This window comes from Flavobacterium sp. NPDC079362, from assembly GCF_050267765.1.
Classification (GTDB): Bacteria; Bacteroidota; Bacteroidia; order Flavobacteriales; family Flavobacteriaceae; genus Flavobacterium; species Flavobacterium azizsancarii.
The window spans coordinates 85,110-107,056 of sequence record NZ_JBNNFM010000006.1; the positions used below are offsets into that span (position 1 = coordinate 85,110).

Genomic DNA, 21,947 nt, shown 5'->3' on the forward strand with positions numbered 1-21,947 from the left:
TTTTAGCGGGATATTTTGTTTTTTTTTTGAGGTAAGATTCGAGTGTTTTTAAGATTTATAACATTTTGCCACTTAATTGTTAATTAATTAAAAATTAGCAATTTCTTATCTTTTTTAACAAAAACAATTGTTAACGAGGTGGGTGTTGTTATGTGTAAATTGGTTAAAAAATAAAAAATCACGTAAGTTTTAGTTCTTTTTTATATTTTAAATGGCGTTTAAAAATGTGGTAATTTAAAAGATGAGTTAAGAATAAAATACTTAATTAATTGTTCTCTTTGAATGTGAGTATTTTTTAAGTTGGTTATTGTTTTGTTTACTACCGTATTAATACTTTATCGGGGATGTTTTGTCTTCTTTATTGAGCTAAATGTTTAGCGATTTTGCTTTTACTCATCTTAAAAAAAAACTATAGTCGATTCGGCTTCTCTTGGTCTTTTCTTATGTTTGTTAATTGTTTGTTTTTCTTTCTAAGTTTTTTATAATAATGCGCTAAAGTAATTGTAGTTTCTGGAAAATTTAAATGCGCTTTTGTTTTGTAATATTATTTATGCAATAAAAAAACCATCCCAAATAAATGGGATGGTTTAGTAAATGTTGAGCTTTAAATCTCTTTTGCTTAATTAGATTTTACTAAATCAAAATTTAAGGCTGATTGACCAAATCCTGGAAAATTTAATTTTAAGTTAATGTCTCCAGTACATGAGCCTACAGTTCCTGTTCCGGTTACAGGTGTTGTGTCACCTCCGTAATCGAAATCTATATTTGATTTTACTGTAACGGCATTAGTTGCAGGATTTATAGTAACTAATAAATATGCGGTTGTTGGATTATCTATAGCTGGGTTTTTGGTTTCTAAAATTCTAAATGTGTATGTTCCGTCTGTCCCATTGTACACTACAGGAATTATAGTCCCTGGTTTATAGTCCTCCCAATCATCAGCAATAACTTCGTAATTGCCATTAAATAGAGACGCGTCGTCTAAAGGGCAAAGAGCAGTGTAGGTTTGTGAAACTTTCCATATCGTTGAATTTGCGATATCGGCACCATAATTTGGTGTTCCGTCATCATTAAATATTTTAATTACGGTACCATTTGTAAGTGTTAGGTCGGCGCTAATTGTTAGTTTGTCATTAAGTCCGAAACTTGTAAAAGTGGGAAAGACTTTAACTAAATCAGCAGTTTTGTAGTTTAACTTTGCAGGGAAGGAAGATACATTTGATTGTATTACTGCTTTTGTGACTACCCCATTTTGGGTAAAATAACCTAAAATGTTCATTGATTTAACCTGTCCTGTTGCTACTTTTAAATTTAGGCCTATATTTATGTCTTCGTTATTTTGAAGTGCAATAATATTTATTCCTTGATCTGTTGTGGGTTCTTTTCGGAAATCTGGGGTAGCTCCTTCAATTACATCAATAACCGAAGTTCCTCCATCGTTATCACAGGATGCTGCTATTAGTATAAATAGCAATGAAGTGAATAATATTTTTATGTTTTTCATTTTATCAGTTTTAATTATTAATTATCCCAAAAGATTTTATAGGTCGCTGGGTTTTTTTGTGCTGGCGCATTTTTATTAGCGTTCAATTCGTTTTGTGGCCAGAACATTGATATTTGAAAAGGATTTGTTAGTACCGTTTGGGAATCATTTAAAGGAAAGGCATCGCCGTTATTTAATTGATATTCTTTAGTGGTGCTATTTGGATTTGCTAGTACAGGGTATCCTGTTCTTCTGTAGTCAGTGTACTGATCTGTTGGGTCTCCAAAAGTACCAACCCATTTTTGAGTCATAATAATTTCTAATTTTTTCTCTGGACTCGCACTGTTGAATTCTGCCGCTAATTTTGTCATAAAAGTATTTACGCCAGGTGAGCCAATTAGTGTTGGAATTCCTATTTGTTGTGATTTATTGTTGGCGACAACCTGATCAACTTTAGCGAAACTGGCTCTTACGGCTTCATCTAGTTTGGCAGCAGCGCTTCCTGCTAATTTACCTACTTGAATTAATTCTGCCTGAATGTATAAAAATTCATCATAGGTTAATATACGTTTGGGCGAAATACCTGTGCCTGAGGCTAAGGATAAAGTGGATAAATCTGCACCTTCTCCATCGTCATAACGCCCTCCTGATGGGAAAATCCCTGGGTATGTGTATGATGTTTCTGTGCTCTTGTCTCGGTCTGGGCCAGTACTTCCGAATCTTATACTGAAGAATCCAGTTGATTCGTCCCAATAGTCTGCAAGTGGATTTTGTGTTGTGGTATTACCATCCTTAGGAAATTCGCCAGCTTTTAATTGATTAAAATAGTAAAATTTCATTCTGGGATCTGGATTTCCGTTGTGAATTAGAGGGTTTACACCTTTTAAAATTTCATACATCCATGGACTTTGATAAGTTCCAAATTGGGTGCTTTCATAAGATTCTCTAAACAATCTGTTTTTTTCATTTGTAGGAGAGATGTTATTGAATCTGTCCAGTTGAAAATCATCTGCATTTGATGTGAAGAAATTGTTTTCGTTGATTAATGCATTAAAACCTGTTTGGTCAAAATCTGAGGTAAGTCTGGTTTGATTATAAAGTTTTAACTTCAACGTATTTGCAAATCGAATCCATTTGCTGATGTTACCTTTGTAGATAAGGTCATCAGTTCCTGGTTTTTGTGTTCCGGTGTTAAGTTTTAGATTGACTTTTGCTTTATCAATCAATTCGAAAACACTCGCGTAAATAGCTTTTTGATTGTCGAATTTTGGTGCAATTACACCTGTTGCTAATTGTGTTGCTTCTGTATATGGCACATCTCCCCACATGTCAACAGCATATGCCATAACATAAGCTTTTTGTAATTGACCAATGCCTGCGTAAGCTAAATCGCCACTTTCGAGTGCTTGTTTGATTAATGTTTCAATATCTGTTAAAGATAAATAAATAGAAGTCCAATCATTGTTTAGAGCTATGTTGTCTACTTTTACTCCATACTGATCCTGTTCTTCCCTCGAAGTCATTTGGTGAGTATAGGTGGCGTATATGCTGCCTGTACCTGTGTTAAAGTCGCCTATTTCTGCAATGTTAGTTTCGATATTGGTTAATAGGTAGTTCAAAGGGGCGATAGTAGGATCATCAGTATCTTTATCGACATCCAGGTAATTGCTGCAACTACTGAAAATGGTAGTTAGGGATAATAAAACTAATACGGTTTTATTATTTTTTATGTTGTTGTATAGTTTCATGTCTTTTGTGTTAAAATGTTAAATTGATCTTGAATCCCCATCTTTTTGCTGTTGGTGCAGCAGATGTTTCGATACCTTGTAATGTAGATTTTCCATAACTTGTTGTTTCAGGATCAAAGTTGGTATATTTAGGAACGTTAGGTGCGTAATACCATAAGTTGCTTCCTAAAAGGCTAAAGCTAATTTTTCCAAATGGTGTTTTTTCTAAAATTTTAGAAGGAACGTCGTATGTTAAATTTACCTCTCTTAATCTAAAAGTTGTACCGTCATAAACAGAAGCTTCGTTAACTCCGTTTATTGCGAAAGTACTTCCTGCCCCAGATGGTGAGAAATACATTTCAAACATTGATATTTGAGTACTATTTGGGATTTGGTTTCCGCTTGCGTCCAAAATTGGCGTTCCGTCTGCGTTGTTTCCATAATATCCTGGAATAATAAAAGTTTTTTCTCTGTCTTCAGTGTCTCTGGTTACTCCTCTACCTAATAATTGTTGAATTGTAGAAGATGAAATGTCTCCACCTTGCTTCCAATCAAATTGGGTTCTTAAGCTCCATGCTTTATAGATAAAAGTATTTGCAAAACTTAGCTTGAACTTTGCATTAGGGTCTCCAATTATGCCTGGTGAAGGGTCTATAATTACGGCTCCATTTGGTTTGTTTATTAGGTAGTTACCATTGGCATCTCGTGCAAACCTTGTTCCGTAAAACACGCCAAAAGGTTGTCCCGGAATAGCATGGGCAATTGAGTTAGGGTCCAATTGAAGTCTTTCTTGACCAGCATTTAAGCTTAGTACCTCATTTTCATTTTTTGTAAATTGAGTTAATAAAGTCCATTTGAAATTATTAGTTTTTACTGGAACTATTGTTAGTCCAAGCTCTATACCTTTGTTTCTAATTGAACCTGCATTTGTGTTAAATTCAGTAAAACCTGATGAAGCAGGTGTGTTTGCAGGGGTAATCAAATCCTTAGTTTTTTTGTTGTATAAACTTAAGTCTACAATTACACGTTTGTTGAAGAATTCTAAATCTGTACCTACTTCAAATTCTTCAGAGAATTCTGGTTTTACATTTTGATCTCCTAGAAAGGTGTTGTTTCCTATACGTGGATTCCCATTGTAGGGTTGCTCTTGAAAGAAAGATATTTTTAGGAATTCTGCCGGGACATCTCTACCTACTTTTGCAAAACTGGCTCTTAGTTTTGCAAATGTTAATACATCGTTTTTAATGTTGAAAGCCTCTGTTATGATTGCGGAAGCACTCACTGATGGATAGAAATACGAGTTGTTGGCTTTTGGTAAAGAAGAACTCCAGTCGTTTCTAGCTGTAGCATTTAAAAATAAATAGTCTTTGTATGATAAAGTTACATCGGCAAAAACACCTACATTTCTTTTTATTGCTCTTTGATCTATTAGGTTAGAGATGTTTTTAACGTTGTGGAATGTGAAAATATCAGGTACGATAAATTCTTTTCCTTCATTTTGAATTTGTGTGTATTCATTTTGTAGAACGTTATTACCTAAGATGGCAACTAAATTAAAGTCATCATTTAAATTGTAGTTAAAGTTCAGTAAAAAAGTAGATTCTATATCTTGGTTTGTATAGTTGTCACTTAATAAATCTCCTAAACCATTATTTGCTCTTGAATTAAGATCACGAATTTGAATTCTATTTAATGAATATTTATTTAGACCTGCTCTGTAAGATGCTGAAATGTTATCGTTGAAAGCGTAATTTAAATTGATACCTGTCACAATTCTTTCTGTATTGGTGATAATCTGATCATGTTGCCAAGACCAAAGCGGGTGATCGAATTGTGTTCCGTTTGGAGTAACTGAAGCACCAGTAACTGGATTTACATATGGTAAATTTAAATCCCAGTTTCTTGCCAGAAATAAAGTCCTCGCAAATGAAGAAGAAGCTCCGTCGAATTGATTTTCTCCAAAAAATGCTCCAACTTGTTTTGTTTTTGAGTAGGATAAATTTGCGCCTACTGTGAATTTTTTACTCAATTTAAAATTTCCTCCTGCAGACATTGATGTTCTGTCGTATGTGTTGTAAGGAATGTAGCCGTCTTGACGCAGGTCTGAAACAGTGGCATTAAAAGTACCGTCTGGTCCAGCGTAATTAAAACCAATAGTTTTGTCAAGTACAGTTCCTGTTCTAAAAAGATCTTTTACATTGTTTGGTTTTGCAACATAAGGAACAGTTGCGCCAAATTGATCAGGAAAAGCTGCTAAAAGTGTCGGCCAGGTTGGAATTGTTTGTATAGTGCCGAAACGTGGTCCCCAAGAACCATTTGCATTTGAGTATTCAAAGTTTGATCCTGCTCCATAAGAGTTTTGGTAATCTGGTAAATTCGCAATGGTTTCAAAATAGGTTCCGATACCAACATTTACGCTGAGCTTTTCTGCTCGAGATGTTTTTGAAGATCCTGATTTTGTGGTTACCACAATAACACCATTCATCGCTCTGGAGCCATAAAGTGCAGCGGCAGCAGTACTTTTAAGTACGCTGATGTTGGCAATGTCATTTGGATCTAATGAAGATAATGCTGATTCGTAACCACCACCACCAGTTATTTGGCTTGTACTAGTTACTGATACATTGCTGTAGGCAATACCGTCAACAATAATCAAAGGATCTGTTTCTCCTGTTAAGGAATTTACACCCCTAATTGTAATTTGATTGGCAGCTCCTGCTACACCTGTTGATGTATTAATGTTTACCCCTGCAACTTTACCAGCTAGGGCTCTTGATAAATCTGGCTCAGAATTTTGTGTGATTTCTTCTGCTTTTATGGTGCTTACAGAATATCCTAGTTTTTTAGGATTTCTTTTAATTCCAAATGCAGTAGTTACAACAACGGCATCTAGTTCTTGTGCGCCTGAATCTAGTAATTTTACATTCAGTTTTGCGGTACTTGCTTGTATTTCTTGGGTTTTCATCCCGATGTAGCTAAATACCAAAACTTGTGTTGAAGATGCTTTGATGGAGAATTTACCGTCAAAATCTGTTTGTGTTCCGGTTTTTGTTCCTTTGACTAACACGCTAACGCCTGGTAGGGGCATTCCGCTATTGTCGGAAACTGTTCCTGAAACAACTCTTTCTTGCGCAAAGGTTACTTGCGCAACTAGTACTAATACTAGTACTAAGAATTCATTGAACTTTAGTTTCATTTTTAAATATTTTGAATTAGTCCAACAAAAATCTTAATAAATTGTTAATATACCTAATAAGTAGAGTATTTTTTTTAGTTAAATTATGTTTTTTGTGTGTGATATATTATGTTTATTGTTAAATATGTTGGTAAATTTAGTTAATTTGTGTTTTTGGTATCCATTATTCGTTTTTTTATATTTCTCACTTTTTATGATATAATTATGAATATAGTTTATTTTTGTTAAATTTTTTAATAGCTAAATTATGAATAATTGCTTTTTTATGAGGTTTTTTCTTTACTTGGTAATTAGTTAAATAGTTCTTTTTGTTTTTAATTTTTCTAGACGAAAAGTGTTAATATATTACTTCTGAATATCTTTTTTTTGTTCTGTCTTTTTAATAATTGAATGTTAATTTCTGCGTAATTGGTGTAGGTATGTCAAAATTATTGGAATGACCAGTGTTTCAATGTTTAAGTTTAGGGGTTCTATTTATGATCGGGTTCTTTGAAATTGAATTTTTTTTATGTTTTCTTGTTGTTGATTTTTAAAGTTTTCTCTGGAAAGGATCTTTAAGTTGTTGTAAGGGCATAAAAAACATTGGTCCCTGTTCTTAATTATTTTGAGGTAGCAGTACGTGTGCTGGTTGAAGATGATTAGTTTGTTGCGTTTATGGATAGAGTTTTATATTTAATAGTACATGATAGAATTAAAATATTTTTGTAGGTATTATTTCTTTTTATTTTTTACGTCTGCTTGAATTTAGTCTTTCAAATCGAAATGGTTTATTTTGAAATATAACTTCTACTATTTAAATACAGATTCTGGGAATTAATAAAAGAGTGTTTTTTTTTTAACTTATGCATAAAAAAACCACTCTTTTTTACGGAGTGGTTTTCTGTTAAATTATGTTAGGATTAACGTTTTATTTGTCCCAAAATATTTTGGTGCTTAATTTGTCGCCTCCAATTGAAGTAGAAGCAGCATTATAATTTGTAGCATTTAGTGTTTGCTCTCTTATAGGATATGCCATTCTTGATGGCACTTGTCCTTCGGCAGCCGGATCTGCATTTGATGGAGCTACCAATACAGGGAAGTTTAATCTTCTGGTAGATGTCCATCCTTCGAAACCTCTATTGAATAAAGCATACCATGCTTGTTCTCCAACTTTTTGCTGCCAGGTTCCTGGTGCTGTAGCATATGCTACACTAGGTTGAAGTAAGTATGTGTCAATTTTTGCTGTCGCTACGCCCCAGTCCTCCATAGATGCTCTGATTCCCGCTTCGTAATGTGAAGCAATAGATCCTACGGCAACGCCTCTTCCGGCAGCTTCTGCTAATAAAAATTCCACTTCGGCATAATCTAATATAGTTCCGCTGAAATCCGGAGCTTTAATTTTATCGCTCATGTGGGTGAATCTCGCGTAAATGTTTTTTGCTCCAACCGGCGCGCCAAGATATCCTGTAACTATTGTTGTCGCTCCGGTTACTGGGTCAACAGCTCTGTAAGTTGGGAAAAAATAAGCTTCTTTTCGTGGGTCGTTTAAGGCTACTAATGCATCAACAATTGGTTTTGTGGCAACGAAATCATTTCGACCTGAGAATACCATATCTACATAAAGAGGGTTGGTATTTGGTAGGTTTAGCATGTATGGTAGTTTGGCATTGTCACTATTAGATGTAAATCCTCCTGCTGCACCAGATATAATTGCGGCGTCAGCGATTGCGCTTTCTAAACCAGATGCTTTTAAATTTACGCCTAATTTAAGTTTAATGCTATTGGCGAATTTAACCCAGGCGTTTAAGTCGTCTTTATATATAACTTCTGCGGTTCCAAATCCAGGATATGAAGTGTCGATTCCTGCAATATCTGCATTTAAACGAACAATAAGGTCTTTGTAGATGTCGATTGCTTTGTCGTATTTTGGAAGATAATTCGCTGATCCTTTTAGAGCATCACTATAAGGAACATCTCCGTAGGTGTCAACTAATATCTGATAGGTATAAACTGTTAAGATGTCAATTAGTATTAATTGGTTTTTCTTAGTGATAGTTTTTTGGGTGAATTCTACATCAGTAGGTGATATTACTTCTTTCTCAATAAATTTCTTGGCATCCGTTAAACTGGCTAATGGTCCTGCGTAAAGTCTATCCCAATGATTGTCTGAAATTTTACGGGATACCCATTGATAGAAAGATTCGTCAGGATAAGTTGTCTCAGTCCATTGCTGATTTACCAGTCTGAATATGTTTTTGTTTACGTCCGTATTAATGAGTTGTTCCGTAAGGTCTTTTTCAGCATTAGTAAATAATGTGCTTGCAGGAACTACAGAGGGATTTTTTTCGTCGACGTTTAAATCTGTTAGGCTATTATCGTCACAAGAAACTGTGAGGATGAAGATTCCTAAAACGTATATTAATTTTTTCATTTTCTTTTGTATTAAAATTTGAAAGTTAAGTTAAATCCAATATCTCTTGTGGTTGGAAGAGATCCTACAGAATAACCTCTTGAGCTGTTTCCTGAAGATAATCCACTTTCAGGATCTGCGTAAGGGAGGTTTTTACTGATTATCCATAGATTGGAACCTAAGATACTTAGTGAAGCTGCATTGATGAATGTATTTTCGAACATGCTTTTAGGGAAATTATATGTTATGGAAACTTCTCTTAATTTTACAAAAGAGGCATCATAAACAAAAGCTTTGTTAGGGGCAGCTTTGTATCCAAAACTGTTTTCAGTATTTCCTCCTCCTGTTTTTACAGTATTTGGGGTTCCGTCTGGAGCAACTCCAGGGTTTAAGACTCCATTCTCTCTAATATCGCCTACTGCTGTCTCTTTGTATAATCCTGTAGAAAGTCCGTAATACATATCTAATGAGAAAATATCTCCTCCTTTTTGAGTGTCAATTAAAAATCCTAAAGAGATGTTTTTGTAATTGAATTTATTTCTAAGTCCACCAATCCAATCCGGAGTAACATTTCCGATTGTGTTAGTTGCAGAAGTAGTTATCATATACTTTCCGGTAGCCTGGTCGATTGTTGGCTGGCCATTTGTGTAAACGTAATCTGTTCCTTTAAGCGCTCCGTATGCCTCACCAGGTGCTGCATTTACAGTTACTCCTCCTTGGAATGAACCTAATTGAAGGTTGTCTAGTCCATTTGGTAAAGAGATAACTTTGCTTTTATTATTTGACCAGTTTACGATAATTTCCCAGCTGAAGTCTTTTGTTTTTATTGGTGTTCCGTATAATTGAATCTCTAGACCTCTGTTTTCGATATCTCCACCATTTACAACTCCATTAGTGTATCCGGATGCGGAAGAAACTGCGGCCGAAACAATTTGGTCAACGGAGTTTGTTTTATAGTAAGTAACATCAAACCCTAAGCGTCTGTCAAGTAAACTTGCTTCCAGACCTACTTCGAATGATTTAGTTCTTTCTGGTTTAAGGTCTGGATTTTTGTTGATACTGCGGAATGGGTTAAGTAATGCATTCGTGTATAAAGGTTGTCCTTGAAAGTTTGAAGCTCTTGTGTAAGTATTGTTGAGTTGTAAGGCATCAGCGTCATTTCCAACTTCAGCGTAATTGATTCTGAATTTTCCTAAATTTAACCAACTGGCTTTAACTAGGTTTGAGAATAAGAAAGATCCTGAAACCGCTGGATAAACGTAAGAGTTATTGTCTGATGGTAATGTCGATGAAACGTCTCTTCTAACAGAGGCATCTAGAAAATAAGTGTCTAGGTAGCCAATTGATCCCTGAGCATATAAACCGTTAACGCCGGAAGATATTTTGGCTTCTTTAGGAAAAGGTAAATCTAAACGAGAGTTTGATAATGCATATATTCCAGGAACTACTAAACCACCTACTGTAGAGGATAGAACATTGTCCCTGTCATTTCTTCTTATGTTCATACCAACGACTCCGTTTAAGCTGATGTCATCTCCAAATTTTTTGTTGAAATTCAACATTACATCATAGTTGATTTCTTGAAAGTTGATGTCATTTCTTTGGTAGCCTGATGCTTCGTTTACTGGTGAAAGACCAAATCCGGTTGCAACAGATCCTATTGCTCTTCGTTCTTCCTGAAGTTGTTTGTAAGTATCTAGGGAGACTCTTCCCAAGGCGCTTAACCAAGGAGTGATTTCATAGTTTAAGGAGGCGTAGCTAAATAGACGTGTTCTGTCATCTGAGGAATAATTTTGATAACGTGTAAAGTATGGATTGTCCCAATATGCTGGTACAAGGCCTTCGGGGGTTGTTGGGTCAGTCCAGTTCCATGTTATGTTTTGACCGCCCGAAGCGAAATAAACGTCTTTCTGGGCTTGGACGTCAGTATTGGTTTGCCACCATTGTCTAAAATTACCAAGTACATTGTCGTTATATCCGGTAGAGTTTCGGCCTATTGTGCTTTGTAGAGTAACGGAAGCATACGCGTTTGCTGTTAATTTGTCATTTACTTTTTGGCTAAATCTTGCGCTTATCTGATTTTTCTTCAATTGGCTATTTGGTAAAATACCAGTTTGATCTGTATTTACATACGTCATGGAAAGGCTAGATCTGTCTGTAGATTTTTCTAAAGAGATGCTGTTGATAAATGTATTGGCGTGATTAAAGAATGTAATTGGGCCATTTTTAGCCGCTGTCCAAGGCGTTGCTTTGTTGAAATTTGGAGAATAGGGAGTAAAAGCGTCCCATTGGTAAACTAATTGGTTGTCAAATATATCTCCATTTGATGCGTCATTTGAGGTATCTACAGTATCAGGTGTTCCGGTTCCTAAAAATGAAGATCCAAATCCATATCCTGAACCGTATCGATTTTGATATTCTGGAAAAGTTGATTTATCGACAGTTCCATTAGTGTAGCCACTTGAGAAAGAAAATCCTATTTTATTATCTGATTTACCCTTTTTTGTAGTTACCATTACAACACCATTTGCTGCTCTAGATCCGTATAATGCGGTTGCAGCTGCCCCCTTTAAGATGTTGATGCTTTCAATATCTTCTTGGTTGATATCTGATGCATTGTTACCATAATCGTAACCGCCGCGCCCAACTTGTTGAGAAGAGGTGTTTGAGTTTGAATTGTCTATTGGTACCCCGTCAATTACCCATAGCGCCTGATTGTTTCCTGTAAGAGATTTGCTTCCTCTGATTACAACATTTGTAGATCCTCCAAAATTGGTATTTCTTGAAACTTCGACCCCCGCAGCTTTACCAGATAATAGATTAGCAACGTTTGTGTTTCCGGCACCACCGTTTAAATCTTTACCTGCGATTTGTTGTGAAGCATATCCGAGAGATTTTTTTTCTCTTTTGATGCCCATTGCAGTTGTTACCACAACGCCTTCGAGTTGTTGTGCATCTCCTGATAATTTAGTATTCACTTGAGAGGAGCTCGCGGCGCTTTCTTGGGATCTCATTCCAATGTAGCTAAAAACTAAAATTTGACTAGGTGCTGCTTTAATGGAGTATTTACCATCAAAATCAGTTTGAGTTCCAGTTTTTGTCCCCTTAATTAATACACTTACGCCTGGTAGTGGCAGACCTGCATCATCGGTAACTGTACCCGAAACGACTCTTTCCTGCGCAAAGGTTAGTTGCGCGAATAGTACTATTAATAGCACTAAAAATCCATTGAACTTTGGTTTCATTTTCTCAATTATTTTGAATTAGTATTACAATATTCATAATAATAAGTTAATAAACCTAGGGTTGTGTTAATGAATTTTGATAAATAGTTAAAATTTAACATTTTAACATAAATTTAAAAAACTGTTATAAAAATCTATTTTCTCTTTGTTTATGCGCCCTGTTGGGGGTGATTATTCTAAAAAAACTACTTTTATTAAGTGGTTTTAATCTTTCATTTTTTGCGAGTTAAATTTTTTATTTTTTATTATTATTGTTCGAATTGGTTTATTATTTGGTTAGTTTTATAAACAGGTATTTCAGTGGGGATCTTTTTTTTATGTTGATTTTTTGACATATTAAAATCATTTGCGCTATAAGAGGAATTTGTTAATATGGTATTTGAATGCTTGTGTTCGTATTTTTTTATTGTGGCTTTTTTTTTGGGAATTCTAATATGATTTATTGAGAAAAATGTTTTTTTTAATAGTTTTTTTGCGATTACTTAATTCAAAGTTTTATTCGTCCGTTTTTTTTGTGGTGATGGTTTGAAGTTTTCTTGTGCATCATTCTTTTCATTGAGTTAATTTGACTTAGAATAATTGAATTTATGGCGCCTTTTTTTTCGAATTTAAAATGTAAGGCAGTTTAAAATACTATATTCTTTCTTTTTGTATTGTCAAATTATGTTTTATTTAGAGCGGGTATTGTTGTTTGAATTTGTGATGCTTTGATTTAAAGTACTATTGTATCACGGAAAAAGGTGTGATTGTAATTTGTTTTTATTTCAGGCAGATAGTAAAGAAAGGATTATTTTCTACCTATATATGTATACCTCTTTTTATGTTCTTTTTTTTGTTTGGAGTAGCGGGTATTTTTTTTTTTTTTTTTTAATTTCTAAGTTTTTGGTTTAAAAGTTAAGTTGTTTGTCTTTGAGAAGTTCGTTTTCTTGTTTTATATATATAACAATTTGGTGGTTTGGCAAATTATCGCGTGTAATTGTTTGATTATTGATTTTATTTGAATGTTGTTTTGAATAGATGTGCTTTAGGTATGAGGAAGTGACTGGGTTAAAATGAATTGATACAAAATTGTTTTAAAACTGATCGTTTGCCTTTTAAAGTGTTGGAAATGTTAATTGTTTGTTTGTAAAATGATAAGCTTAAATAATGTTATTGAAAATTAATGAATTAACGTTTGTATAGTGAAAATTATTTTATACATTTGCAACCCCGTAAAAAGCGGGAATTTAATATACATAATAAATTTTTAGTATTAATTATGCCAACAATTCAACAATTAGTAAGAACAGGAAGAACTCAGATAACTAAGAAGAGTAAATCGGTTGCTTTAGATTCTTGTCCTCAAAGAAGAGGGGTTTGTACGCGTGTTTACACTACTACACCAAAAAAACCAAACTCTGCAATGCGTAAAGTAGCGCGTGTACGTTTGACAAATGGTAATGAGGTGAATGCTTACATCCCTGGAGAAGGACACAATCTACAAGAGCACTCGATAGTATTAGTTAGAGGTGGAAGGGTAAAAGATTTACCAGGTGTTAGATATCATATCGTTCGTGGAGCGCTTGACACGTCAGGAGTTGCAGGAAGAACGCAAAGAAGATCTAAGTACGGTGCTAAACGCCCAAAAGAAGCAAAAAAGTAATTTAAAACGTTAAGAGTTGGAGGTTAGGAGTTAAGGGTTGGAAATTTAAAGCGTAAGCTGAAAAAAGATAACACATAACATTTAACGGATAACCTATAACTTTTTATTAAAAAAAAGACATGAGAAAAAGAGCGGCAAAGAAAAGACCACTTTTACCAGATCCAAGGTTTAATGATCAATTGGTAACACGTTTTGTGAACAACTTAATGTGGGATGGTAAGAAGTCTACAGCTTTCAAAGTATTTTATGATGCAATTGACATCATTGAGTCTAAAAAGCAAGATTCAGAGAAATCTTCATTAGAAATTTGGAAAGATGCTTTAACGAACGTTATGCCTCACGTAGAAGTACGTAGTCGTAGAGTTGGTGGAGCTACATTTCAAATTCCAATGCAAATTAGACCAGACAGAAAAATTTCTATGGCAATGAAGTGGTTGATACTTTATTCTAGAAGAAGAAATGAAAAATCTATGGCACAACGTTTAGCGTCAGAATGTTTAGCTGCTGCTAAAGAAGAAGGTGCTGCGGTTAAGAAAAGAATGGATACTCACAAGATGGCAGAGGCTAATAAAGCTTTCTCTCACTTTAGATTTTAATTCGTAAGAAATGGCTAGAGATTTAAAATATACAAGAAATATTGGAATTGCTGCTCATATTGATGCTGGTAAAACAACAACAACAGAGCGTATTCTTTTTTATACTGGTAAAACTCATAAAATTGGAGAGGTGCATAATGGTGCTTCTACAATGGACTGGATGGAGCAGGAAGCGGAAAGAGGTATTACAATTACTTCTGCAGCGACTACTTGTGAGTGGAATTTTCCAACTCAGCAAGGTAAAATTTTACCAGAGACATTGCCTTATCACTTTAATATTATTGATACTCCTGGACACGTTGATTTTACTGTAGAGGTAAATCGTTCTTTGCGTGTACTTGATGGATTGGTTTTCTTGTTTAGTGCGGTTGATGGTGTTGAGCCTCAGTCTGAAACTAACTGGAGACTTGCTGATCAATATAGAGTTCCTCGTATGGGATTCGTTAATAAAATGGACAGACAAGGTTCTAACTTTTTGAACGTATGTCAGCAAGTTAGAGATATGTTGAAATCTAATGCAGTTGCAATTACTTTGCCAATTGGTGAAGAAAATGATTTCAAAGGTGTAGTTGATTTAGTGAAAAATCAAGCTATTATATGGCATGATGAAACTTTAGGGGCTACTTTTGATATTGTGGCTATTCCTGAGGATATGCTTGCAGAGGTAAAAGAATATAGATCTATCCTTATTGAGGCGGTTGCTGATTATGATGAGAATCTTTTGGAGAAATTCATGGAAGATGAAAATTCTATTACAGAAGAGGAAATAAATAAAGCTTTAAGAGCTGCTACTATAGATATGGCAATTATTCCAATGCTTGCTGGTTCTTCTTTCAAAAACAAAGGAGTTCAGTTTATGTTGGATGCTGTATGTAAGTATTTGCCATCTCCGATGGATAAAGAAGGTATTGAAGGGATTCATCCTGATGATGCTGAATTATTAGAGGAGGATCAAACTAAAATCTTGCGTAAGCCAGATGTAAAAGAGCCGTTCGCTGCTTTGGCATTTAAAATTGCTACTGATCCATTCGTGGGTCGTTTAGCTTTCTTCCGTGCTTACTCTGGTCGTTTAGATGCTGGTTCTTATGTTTTGAACACTCGTTCAGGAAATAAAGAAAGAATTTCTCGTATCTACCAAATGCACGCAAACAAACAAAATCCAATCGAATTTATTGAGGCTGGAGATATTGGAGCTGCTGTTGGATTTAAAGATATTAAAACTGGGGATACATTGTGTGATGAAAAACACCCAATCATTCTTGAGTCTATGAAATTCCCTGCACCGGTAATTGGTATTGCAATTGAGCCTAAAACTAAAGCTGACGTGGATAAAATGGGTATGGCTTTGGCTAAATTAGCTGAAGAAGATCCTACGTTTACAGTTAGAACAGATGAGGCTTCAGGGCAAACGATTATCTCTGGTATGGGTGAGCTTCACTTAGATATCTTGGTAGATCGTATGAAACGTGAATTTAAAGTTGAAGTGAACCAAGGTGAGCCTCAAGTTGAATATAAAGAAGCGTTTACTAGAAGTGCAACGCATAGAGAGACTTATAAGAAACAATCAGGAGGTCGTGGTAAATTCGGTGATATCGTATTTACACTTGAGCCAGCTGACGAAGTTGATGGTAAAGTGCCTGTAGGATTGCAGTTTGTTAATGCTGTAAAAGGTGGTAACGTTCCTAAGGAATATATTCCATCTGTAGAAAAAGGTTTCCGTGAAGCTATGAAAACTGGTCCTTTAGCAGGATACCAGGTAGATAGTTTGAAAGTAACTTTAACTGACGGATCTTTCCACCCTGTCGATTCTGATGCTCTTTCTTTTGAATTAGCTGCAAGAATGGGGTATAGAGAAGTTGCTAAAGCTGCTGGAGCGGTAATTCTTGAGCCTATCATGAAAATGGAGGTTATTACTCCTGAAGAAAACATGGGGGATATCGTAGGTGATATCAACCGTCGTAGAGGTCAGGTTAATGACATGGGTGACAGAAATGGTGCTAAAACTATTAAAGCTGATGTGCCATTATCAGAAATGTTTGGATATGTAACAACATTAAGAACATTATCTTCTGGTAGAGCTACTTCAACAATGGAGTTTTCTCACTATGCAGAAACACCTTCTAATATTTCAGAAGCTGTAATTAAAAAAGCAAAAGGTAACGCTTAATTCTTAAGAAAATGAGTCAAAAAATCAGAATAAAACTAAAATCTTACGATCACATGTTGGTAGATAAGTCTGCTGAAAAGATCGTAAAAACAGTAAAAACTACTGGAGCAGTTGTAACAGGTCCAATTCCGTTACCAACTCACAAAAAACTTTTCACTGTGTTGCGTTCTCCGCACGTTAACAAAAAAGCGAGAGAGCAATTTGAAGTAATGTCATACAAGAGATTGATTGATATTTATTCATCTTCATCTAAAACTATTGACGCTTTAATGAAACTTGAATTGCCAAGTGGGGTTGAAGTAGAAATAAAAGTATAATTTTTTTATTATATTTATATATATAAAGCGAGGCATTTTTGTCTCGCTTTTTTTGTGGTTAAAAGTTTTTGGTTTTTAATTTTTTTTGAAGATGTTTAATGTTGTGATTGTTTTTTGATTTGAGTAAGTAGTCTCTTGTTTAGGTTGTTATGTAAATTTTTCTTTAATTGAATTAAGTAAATGTTAAGGTGTTTGTTGTTGCGGGTTAAAATGATGCAATTGGTTTTTTTGAAGAAATGTGTTGTTGGTGGTGGTGATATTGATGCTTTGATTTTGATAATGAGCTATTTAATTTTTCTAACTGTTTGGTATATTCAATTTTAATGTATACTTTTGCACTCCCTGTTTGGAAATTTTTGTTATTTTCAAATTGAAGGGAATTTTAGTAATTAATAATTAATATTTATGTCTGGGTTAATTGGTAAAAAAATCGGCATGACTAGTATTTTCGACGAAAACGGGAAAAACATTCCTTGTACAGTAATCGAGGCTGGGCCGTGTGTTGTTACCCAAGTCAGAACCAAAGGTGTTGACGGGTACGAAGCGTTGCAACTTGGTTTCGATGACAAAAACGAGAAACATTCCACTAAAGCGGCTTTAGGTCACTTTAAGAAAGCTGGAACTGTAGCTAAGAAAAAAGTCGTTGAATTTCAAGATTTTGCAACTGAACAAAAATTAGGGGATCTTATTGATGTTTCTATTTTTGCTGAAGGAGAATTTGTAGATGTGCAAGGTGTGTCTAAAGGTAAAGGTTTTCAAGGAGTTGTTAAGCGTCACGGATTTGGTGGTGTTGGACAGGCAACTCACGGTCAACACAACCGTTTAAGAGCGCCAGGTTCTGTGGGAGCTTCTTCTTATCCATCTAGAGTATTCAAAGGAATGCGTATGGCTGGAAGAATGGGAGGAGACAATGTAAAAGTTCAAAACCTTAGAGTTTTAAAAGTGGTTGCTGAAAAGAACCTACTTGTTATTAAAGGATGTGTTCCTGGACATAAAAACTCTTATGTAATCATTCAGAAGTAATGGAAGTAAAAGTATTAGATTTCAACGGAAAAGATACTGGAAGAAAAGTTCAACTTTCTGATTCAGTATTCGCAATTGAACCAAACAATCACGCTGTATACCTTGATGTAAAGCAATATCTTGCTAATCAAAGACAAGGAACTCACAAGGCTAAAGAAAGAGCTGAAGTGACAGGAAGTACACGTAAGATTAAAAAACAAAAAGGAACTGGTACGGCTCGTGCGGGAAGTATCAAAAATCCATTGTTTAAAGGTGGTGGAACAATTTTCGGACCAAGACCAAGAAGCTATTCATTTAAATTGAATAAAGCTGTAAAGAGATTGGCAAGAAAATCAGCTTTCTCTATCAAAGCAAAAGAGGCGAATATCATCGTTCTTGAAGACTTTGGTTTTGAAGCGCCAAACACTAAAAATTTCATTAACGTTTTGAAAGCTTTAGGGTTAGAAAATAAAAAATCTCTATTTGTGTTGGGAGAGTCGAATAAAAATGTATATTTGTCCTCACGCAATTTAAAGGCTTCTAATGTCGTAACTAGCTCAGAATTAAGCACTTACGCTATTTTAAACACTAATAATTTAGTGCTTTTAGAAGGTTCTTTGGAGTTAATCGAAGAAAATTTAAGCAAATAATAGGAATATGAGTATCATAATTAGACCTATAGTAACAGAAAAAGTAACCAAAGAAAGTGAAGTTTTAAACCGCTTCGGATTCGTTGTTGACAAAAAAGCAAACAAAGTTCAAATTAAGAAAGCTATTGAAGCTGCTTATGGAGTAACTATCGTTTCAGTTAACACGATGAACGTAAGACCGGATAGAACTACAAAATACACTAAAAGTGGTTTGATCAGTGGAAAGACAAATGCAATTAAGAAAGCGATTGTTCAAGTACAAGAAGGAGAAACAATTGATTTTTACAACAATATCTAAGATAGAAAAATGTCAGTAAGAAAATTAAAACCTATTACCCCAGGTCAGCGATTTAGAGTTGTGAATGGTTATGACGCCATTACAACTGATAAGCCGGAACGCTCTTTGATAGCGCCGATAAAAAACTCTGGAGGTAGAAATAGTCAAGGAAAGATGACCATGCGTTATACGGGTGGTGGTCACAAGCAGAGATATCGTATCATTGATTTCAAAAGAACTAAAGACGGAATTCCGGCTACTGTGAAATCAATTGAATATGATCCAAATCGTACTGCGTTTATCGCTTTATTAGCTTATGCTGATGGAGAGAAAACATACGTTATTGCTCAGAACGGATTGAAAGTTGGTCAGAAATTAGTTTCTGGTCCAGAATCTCAACCTGAAATTGGTAATACATTGCCTTTAAGCAGAATTCCTTTAGGAACTGTAATCTCTTGTATTGAGTTACGTCCAGGTCAAGGAGCGGTAATCGCTCGTTCAGCTGGTACATTTGCTCAGTTAATGGCAAGAGATGGAAAATATGCTACAATTAAAATGCCATCTGGTGAAACAAGATTGATCTTGTTAACTTGTTCGGCTACAATTGGAGCTGTTTCTAATTCAGACCACCAATTAGTTGTATCTGGTAAAGCAGGTAGAACAAGATGGTTAGGAAGAAGACCTAGAACAAGACCTGTTGCAATGAACCCTGTTGATCACCCAATGGGTGGTGGAGAAGGACGTTCTTCTGGTGGACATCCACGTTCAAGAAATGGAATACCAGCAAAAGGTTATAGAACTCGTTCTAAGAAAAACCCGAGTAACAAGTATATCGTAGAACGTAGAAAGAAATAATAAGATATGGCACGTTCATTAAAAAAAGGACCTTTCGTTCATTATAAGTTAGACAAGAAAGTTCAGGAAAACATTGAAAATGGTAATAAAGGAGTAGTAAAGACTTGGTCTAGAGCTTCTATGATTACTCCAGACTTTGTTGGACAAACTATCGCAGTTCATAACGGTCGTCAATTTGTACCAGTTTACGTAACAGAAAACATGGTAGGTCACAAATTAGGAGAGTTTTCACCAACTAGATCTTTTAGAGGTCATGCTGGAGCAAAAAATAAAGGTAAAAAATAAGAAGCAATGGGAGTTCGTAAAAGAGAAACAGCAGATGCGAGAAAAGAGGCTAATAAGTCTATTGCTTTCGCAAAATTGAATAACTGCCCTACTTCACCTAGAAAAATGCGCTTAGTAGCGGACTTGGTAAGAGGTCAGAAGGTAGAAAGAGCACTTAACATCTTAAGATTTAGTTCTAAAGAAGCTTCAAGAAAATTAGAGAAACTATTATTATCTGCAATCAACAACTGGGAGCAAAAAAATAGTGAAGGTAATTTAGAAGAAGCTGGATTATTTGTTAAGGAGATCAGAGTAGATGGTGGAATGATGTTGAAAAGACTTCGTCCAGCTCCACAAGGTCGTGCACACAGAATAAGAAAACGTTCTAATCACGTTACAATCGTGCTTGGAGCTATCAATAACACACAAAGCAATTCTTAAGCAGCATGGGACAAAAGACAAATCCAATTGGAAATAGACTTGGTATCATCAGAGGGTGGGACTCAAACTGGTATGGTGGAAATGATTACGGTGATAAACTTGCCGAAGATCACAAAATCAGAAAGTATATCCACGCTCGTTTATCAAAAGCTAGTGTATCTAAAGTAATCATCGAGAGAACTTTGAAACTTGTAACCGTTACTATCACTACTGCTAGACCTGGTATCATTATCGGAAAAGGTGGACAAGAGGTAGACAAGTTGAAAGAAGAACTTAAGAAAGTTACTGACAAAGAGGTTCAAATTAACATCTTTGAAATCAAAAGACCTGAATTAGATGCTTATCTTGTGGCGACAAGCATCGCTCGTCAAATCGAAAGCCGTATTTCTTACAGACGTGCAATCAAAATGGCTATTGCTGCTTCTATGCGTATGAACGCTGAGGGTATCAAAGTTTTGATTTCTGGTCGTTTGAATGGTGCTGAGATGGCGCGTTCAGAAGGTTTCAAAGAAGGTAGAATTCCTCTATCAACTTTCAGAGCTGATATTGATTATGCTTTGGCTGAAGCTCACACTACTTACGGTAGAATGGGTATCAAAGTATGGATCATGAAAGGTGAAGTTTATGGAAAGAGAGATCTTTCTCCACTTGCAGGAATGGATAAAAAACAATCTGGAACTGGTGGTGGTAAAGGTGGCGATTCTCCTAGAGGAGATAGAAAGCCTTTTAATAAAGGTGGAAAACCAGACGCTCGTAAACGAAAGTAAATTTTTAAACTAAAGAAAAATGTTACAGCCTAAAAGAACAAAATACCGTAAGGTACAAAAAGGTAAAATGAAAGGTAACTCTCAAAGAGGGCATGAACTTTCTAATGGAATGTTTGGTATTAAATCTGTACATGAAGATGGAATGTTCTTAACGTCTCGTCAAATCGAAGCTGCGCGTATTGCTGCAACTCGTTTTATGAAGAGAGAGGGACAATTATGGATCAAAATATTTCCAGACAAACCAATTACTAAGAAGCCTCTTGAGGTACGTATGGGTAAAGGTAAAGGTGCCGTTGAATATTGGGCTGCCGTTGTTAAACCCGGAAGAATTATGTTTGAAGTTGGAGGAGTTCCTTTATCAGTTGCAAAAGAGGCGTTACGTCTTGCAGCTCAAAAGCTTCCAGTAAAAACTAAATTCGTCGTTGCTAGAGATTTCGAAGCATAATTAAATTTATATTATGAAACAATCAGAAATAAAAGATCTTTCTGCAGCGGAGTTGCAAGAAAAACTTAGTCAAACTAAGAAAATATATGCTGACCTAAAAATGGCTCACGCTATTTCTCCAATTGAGAACCCACTTCAAATTAGAAGTGTAAGAAGAACAGTTGCAAGATTGGCTACAGAGTTAACTAAAAGAGAGTTACAATAATTGTATTCTGCTGAAAGATGGAAGAAAAAAGAAATTTAAGAAAAGAAAGAATAGGTGTTGTTACTTCAAATAAAATGGATAAGTCTATTGTTATTGCTGAAGTAAGAAAAGTAAAACACCCGTTATACGGTAAGTTCGTGTTGAAAACAAAGAAATACGTTGCACACGACGAAACAAACGACTGTAACATTGGAGATACTGTAAGAATTAGCGAAACGCGTCCTTTAAGTAAAACAAAATGTTGGAGATTAGTTGAAATCTTAGAAAGAGCTAAATAAT

Annotated in this window: 19 protein-coding genes; 14 read left to right on the forward strand and 5 right to left on the reverse strand. The window is 35.2% G+C overall.

Going from position 1 to position 21,947, the window contains the following annotated elements; genetic code table 11:
- Nucleotides 1–619: 619 nt before the first annotated feature.
- The 5 genes from ACQKCJ_RS08015 to ACQKCJ_RS08035 form a co-directional block, all read right to left on the reverse strand.
- Nucleotides 620–1,504: a hypothetical protein gene (locus ACQKCJ_RS08015; protein ID WP_427401745.1), complete on the reverse strand. Its 885-nt coding sequence runs from the start codon at nt 1,502–1,504 to the stop codon at nt 620–622.
- 17 nt (nt 1,505–1,521) lie between these two features.
- On the reverse strand, nt 1,522–3,231 hold the full coding sequence (locus ACQKCJ_RS08020) for a SusD/RagB family nutrient-binding outer membrane lipoprotein (protein ID WP_427401746.1): 1,710 nt from the start codon (nt 3,229–3,231) through the stop codon (nt 1,522–1,524).
- Nucleotides 3,232–3,241: 10 nt separating this feature from the next.
- Nucleotides 3,242–6,406, reverse strand: coding sequence for a SusC/RagA family TonB-linked outer membrane protein (locus tag ACQKCJ_RS08025; protein WP_427401747.1), 3,165 nt, complete (start codon nt 6,404–6,406; stop codon nt 3,242–3,244).
- Between the two features lie 907 nt (nt 6,407–7,313).
- Nucleotides 7,314–8,816 (reverse strand): SusD/RagB family nutrient-binding outer membrane lipoprotein, encoded by a 1,503-nt coding sequence (locus tag ACQKCJ_RS08030; protein ID WP_271334608.1) that lies wholly within the window; start codon nt 8,814–8,816, stop codon nt 7,314–7,316.
- 11 nt (nt 8,817–8,827) lie between these two features.
- A complete protein-coding gene (locus tag ACQKCJ_RS08035; RefSeq protein WP_427401748.1) occupies nt 8,828–12,040 on the reverse strand; it encodes a SusC/RagA family TonB-linked outer membrane protein in 3,213 nt (1,070 codons plus the stop codon).
- A gap of 1,258 nt (nt 12,041–13,298) precedes the next feature.
- Between ACQKCJ_RS08035 and rpsL the strand changes: the two genes are divergently transcribed.
- The 14 genes from rpsL (at nt 13,299) to rpsQ (ending at nt 21,946) form a co-directional block, all read left to right on the forward strand.
- On the forward strand, nt 13,299–13,682 hold the full coding sequence (gene rpsL, locus ACQKCJ_RS08040; protein WP_007136570.1) for a 30S ribosomal protein S12: 384 nt from the start codon (nt 13,299–13,301) through the stop codon (nt 13,680–13,682).
- Nucleotides 13,683–13,801: 119 nt separating this feature from the next.
- The gene (gene rpsG, locus ACQKCJ_RS08045; RefSeq protein ID WP_007803600.1) at nt 13,802–14,278 is read left to right on the forward strand and encodes a 30S ribosomal protein S7; all 477 of its coding nucleotides are present in this window, start codon (nt 13,802–13,804) and stop codon (nt 14,276–14,278) included.
- A 10-nt stretch (nt 14,279–14,288) separates the two neighbouring features.
- Nucleotides 14,289–16,445: an elongation factor G gene (gene fusA, locus ACQKCJ_RS08050; protein ID WP_427401749.1), complete on the forward strand. Its 2,157-nt coding sequence runs from the start codon at nt 14,289–14,291 to the stop codon at nt 16,443–16,445.
- Between the two features lie 11 nt (nt 16,446–16,456).
- On the forward strand, nt 16,457–16,762 hold the full coding sequence (gene rpsJ, locus ACQKCJ_RS08055; RefSeq protein WP_007803605.1) for a 30S ribosomal protein S10: 306 nt from the start codon (nt 16,457–16,459) through the stop codon (nt 16,760–16,762).
- A 405-nt stretch (nt 16,763–17,167) separates the two neighbouring features.
- Nucleotides 17,168–17,785: a 50S ribosomal protein L3 gene (gene rplC / locus ACQKCJ_RS08060; protein WP_007803612.1), complete on the forward strand. Its 618-nt coding sequence runs from the start codon at nt 17,168–17,170 to the stop codon at nt 17,783–17,785.
- Nucleotides 17,785–18,414 carry a 50S ribosomal protein L4 gene (rplD, locus tag ACQKCJ_RS08065; RefSeq protein WP_271334611.1) on the forward strand — a complete coding sequence of 210 codons (630 nt, stop codon included), beginning with the start codon at nt 17,785–17,787 and terminating at the stop codon, nt 18,412–18,414. The genes rplC and rplD overlap by 1 nt, the downstream gene beginning before the upstream one ends.
- Before the next feature lie 7 nt (nt 18,415–18,421).
- Nucleotides 18,422–18,712 carry a 50S ribosomal protein L23 gene (gene rplW / locus ACQKCJ_RS08070; RefSeq protein ID WP_007803621.1) on the forward strand — a complete coding sequence of 97 codons (291 nt, stop codon included), beginning with the start codon at nt 18,422–18,424 and terminating at the stop codon, nt 18,710–18,712.
- A 9-nt stretch (nt 18,713–18,721) separates the two neighbouring features.
- Nucleotides 18,722–19,546 (forward strand): 50S ribosomal protein L2, encoded by an 825-nt coding sequence (gene rplB, locus ACQKCJ_RS08075; protein WP_007803623.1) that lies wholly within the window; start codon nt 18,722–18,724, stop codon nt 19,544–19,546.
- A gap of 6 nt (nt 19,547–19,552) precedes the next feature.
- A complete protein-coding gene (rpsS, locus tag ACQKCJ_RS08080; RefSeq protein ID WP_007803626.1) occupies nt 19,553–19,831 on the forward strand; it encodes a 30S ribosomal protein S19 in 279 nt (92 codons plus the stop codon).
- A gap of 6 nt (nt 19,832–19,837) precedes the next feature.
- Nucleotides 19,838–20,251 carry a 50S ribosomal protein L22 gene (rplV, locus tag ACQKCJ_RS08085; protein WP_007803631.1) on the forward strand — a complete coding sequence of 138 codons (414 nt, stop codon included), beginning with the start codon at nt 19,838–19,840 and terminating at the stop codon, nt 20,249–20,251.
- A gap of 5 nt (nt 20,252–20,256) precedes the next feature.
- Nucleotides 20,257–21,018, forward strand: coding sequence for a 30S ribosomal protein S3 (gene rpsC, locus ACQKCJ_RS08090; RefSeq protein WP_007803635.1), 762 nt, complete (start codon nt 20,257–20,259; stop codon nt 21,016–21,018).
- Nucleotides 21,019–21,037: 19 nt separating this feature from the next.
- The gene (rplP, locus tag ACQKCJ_RS08095) at nt 21,038–21,463 is read left to right on the forward strand and encodes a 50S ribosomal protein L16 (RefSeq protein ID WP_007803637.1); all 426 of its coding nucleotides are present in this window, start codon (nt 21,038–21,040) and stop codon (nt 21,461–21,463) included.
- A 13-nt stretch (nt 21,464–21,476) separates the two neighbouring features.
- Nucleotides 21,477–21,668: a 50S ribosomal protein L29 gene (gene rpmC, locus ACQKCJ_RS08100; protein ID WP_007803639.1), complete on the forward strand. Its 192-nt coding sequence runs from the start codon at nt 21,477–21,479 to the stop codon at nt 21,666–21,668.
- A 17-nt stretch (nt 21,669–21,685) separates the two neighbouring features.
- A complete protein-coding gene (gene rpsQ, locus ACQKCJ_RS08105; RefSeq protein WP_007803646.1) occupies nt 21,686–21,946 on the forward strand; it encodes a 30S ribosomal protein S17 in 261 nt (86 codons plus the stop codon).
- The last annotated feature ends 1 nt before the right edge of the window (nt 21,947 follow it).

Coding starts and splice junctions, on each gene's coding strand:
- ACQKCJ_RS08015 (WP_427401745.1), bottom strand. CDS start 1,504: ATGAAAAACATAAAAATATTATTCACTTCATTGCTATTTATACTAATA.
- ACQKCJ_RS08020 (WP_427401746.1), bottom strand. CDS start 3,231: ATGAAACTATACAACAACATAAAAAATAATAAAACCGTATTAGTTTTA.
- ACQKCJ_RS08025 (WP_427401747.1), bottom strand. CDS start 6,406: ATGAAACTAAAGTTCAATGAATTCTTAGTACTAGTATTAGTACTAGTT.
- ACQKCJ_RS08030 (WP_271334608.1), bottom strand. CDS start 8,816: ATGAAAAAATTAATATACGTTTTAGGAATCTTCATCCTCACAGTTTCT.
- ACQKCJ_RS08035 (WP_427401748.1), bottom strand. CDS start 12,040: ATGAAACCAAAGTTCAATGGATTTTTAGTGCTATTAATAGTACTATTC.
- rpsL (WP_007136570.1), top strand. CDS start 13,299: ATGCCAACAATTCAACAATTAGTAAGAACAGGAAGAACTCAGATAACT.
- rpsG (WP_007803600.1), top strand. CDS start 13,802: ATGAGAAAAAGAGCGGCAAAGAAAAGACCACTTTTACCAGATCCAAGG.
- fusA (WP_427401749.1), top strand. CDS start 14,289: ATGGCTAGAGATTTAAAATATACAAGAAATATTGGAATTGCTGCTCAT.
- rpsJ (WP_007803605.1), top strand. CDS start 16,457: ATGAGTCAAAAAATCAGAATAAAACTAAAATCTTACGATCACATGTTG.
- rplC (WP_007803612.1), top strand. CDS start 17,168: ATGTCTGGGTTAATTGGTAAAAAAATCGGCATGACTAGTATTTTCGAC.
- rplD (WP_271334611.1), top strand. CDS start 17,785: ATGGAAGTAAAAGTATTAGATTTCAACGGAAAAGATACTGGAAGAAAA.
- rplW (WP_007803621.1), top strand. CDS start 18,422: ATGAGTATCATAATTAGACCTATAGTAACAGAAAAAGTAACCAAAGAA.
- rplB (WP_007803623.1), top strand. CDS start 18,722: ATGTCAGTAAGAAAATTAAAACCTATTACCCCAGGTCAGCGATTTAGA.
- rpsS (WP_007803626.1), top strand. CDS start 19,553: ATGGCACGTTCATTAAAAAAAGGACCTTTCGTTCATTATAAGTTAGAC.
- rplV (WP_007803631.1), top strand. CDS start 19,838: ATGGGAGTTCGTAAAAGAGAAACAGCAGATGCGAGAAAAGAGGCTAAT.
- rpsC (WP_007803635.1), top strand. CDS start 20,257: ATGGGACAAAAGACAAATCCAATTGGAAATAGACTTGGTATCATCAGA.
- rplP (WP_007803637.1), top strand. CDS start 21,038: ATGTTACAGCCTAAAAGAACAAAATACCGTAAGGTACAAAAAGGTAAA.
- rpmC (WP_007803639.1), top strand. CDS start 21,477: ATGAAACAATCAGAAATAAAAGATCTTTCTGCAGCGGAGTTGCAAGAA.
- rpsQ (WP_007803646.1), top strand. CDS start 21,686: ATGGAAGAAAAAAGAAATTTAAGAAAAGAAAGAATAGGTGTTGTTACT.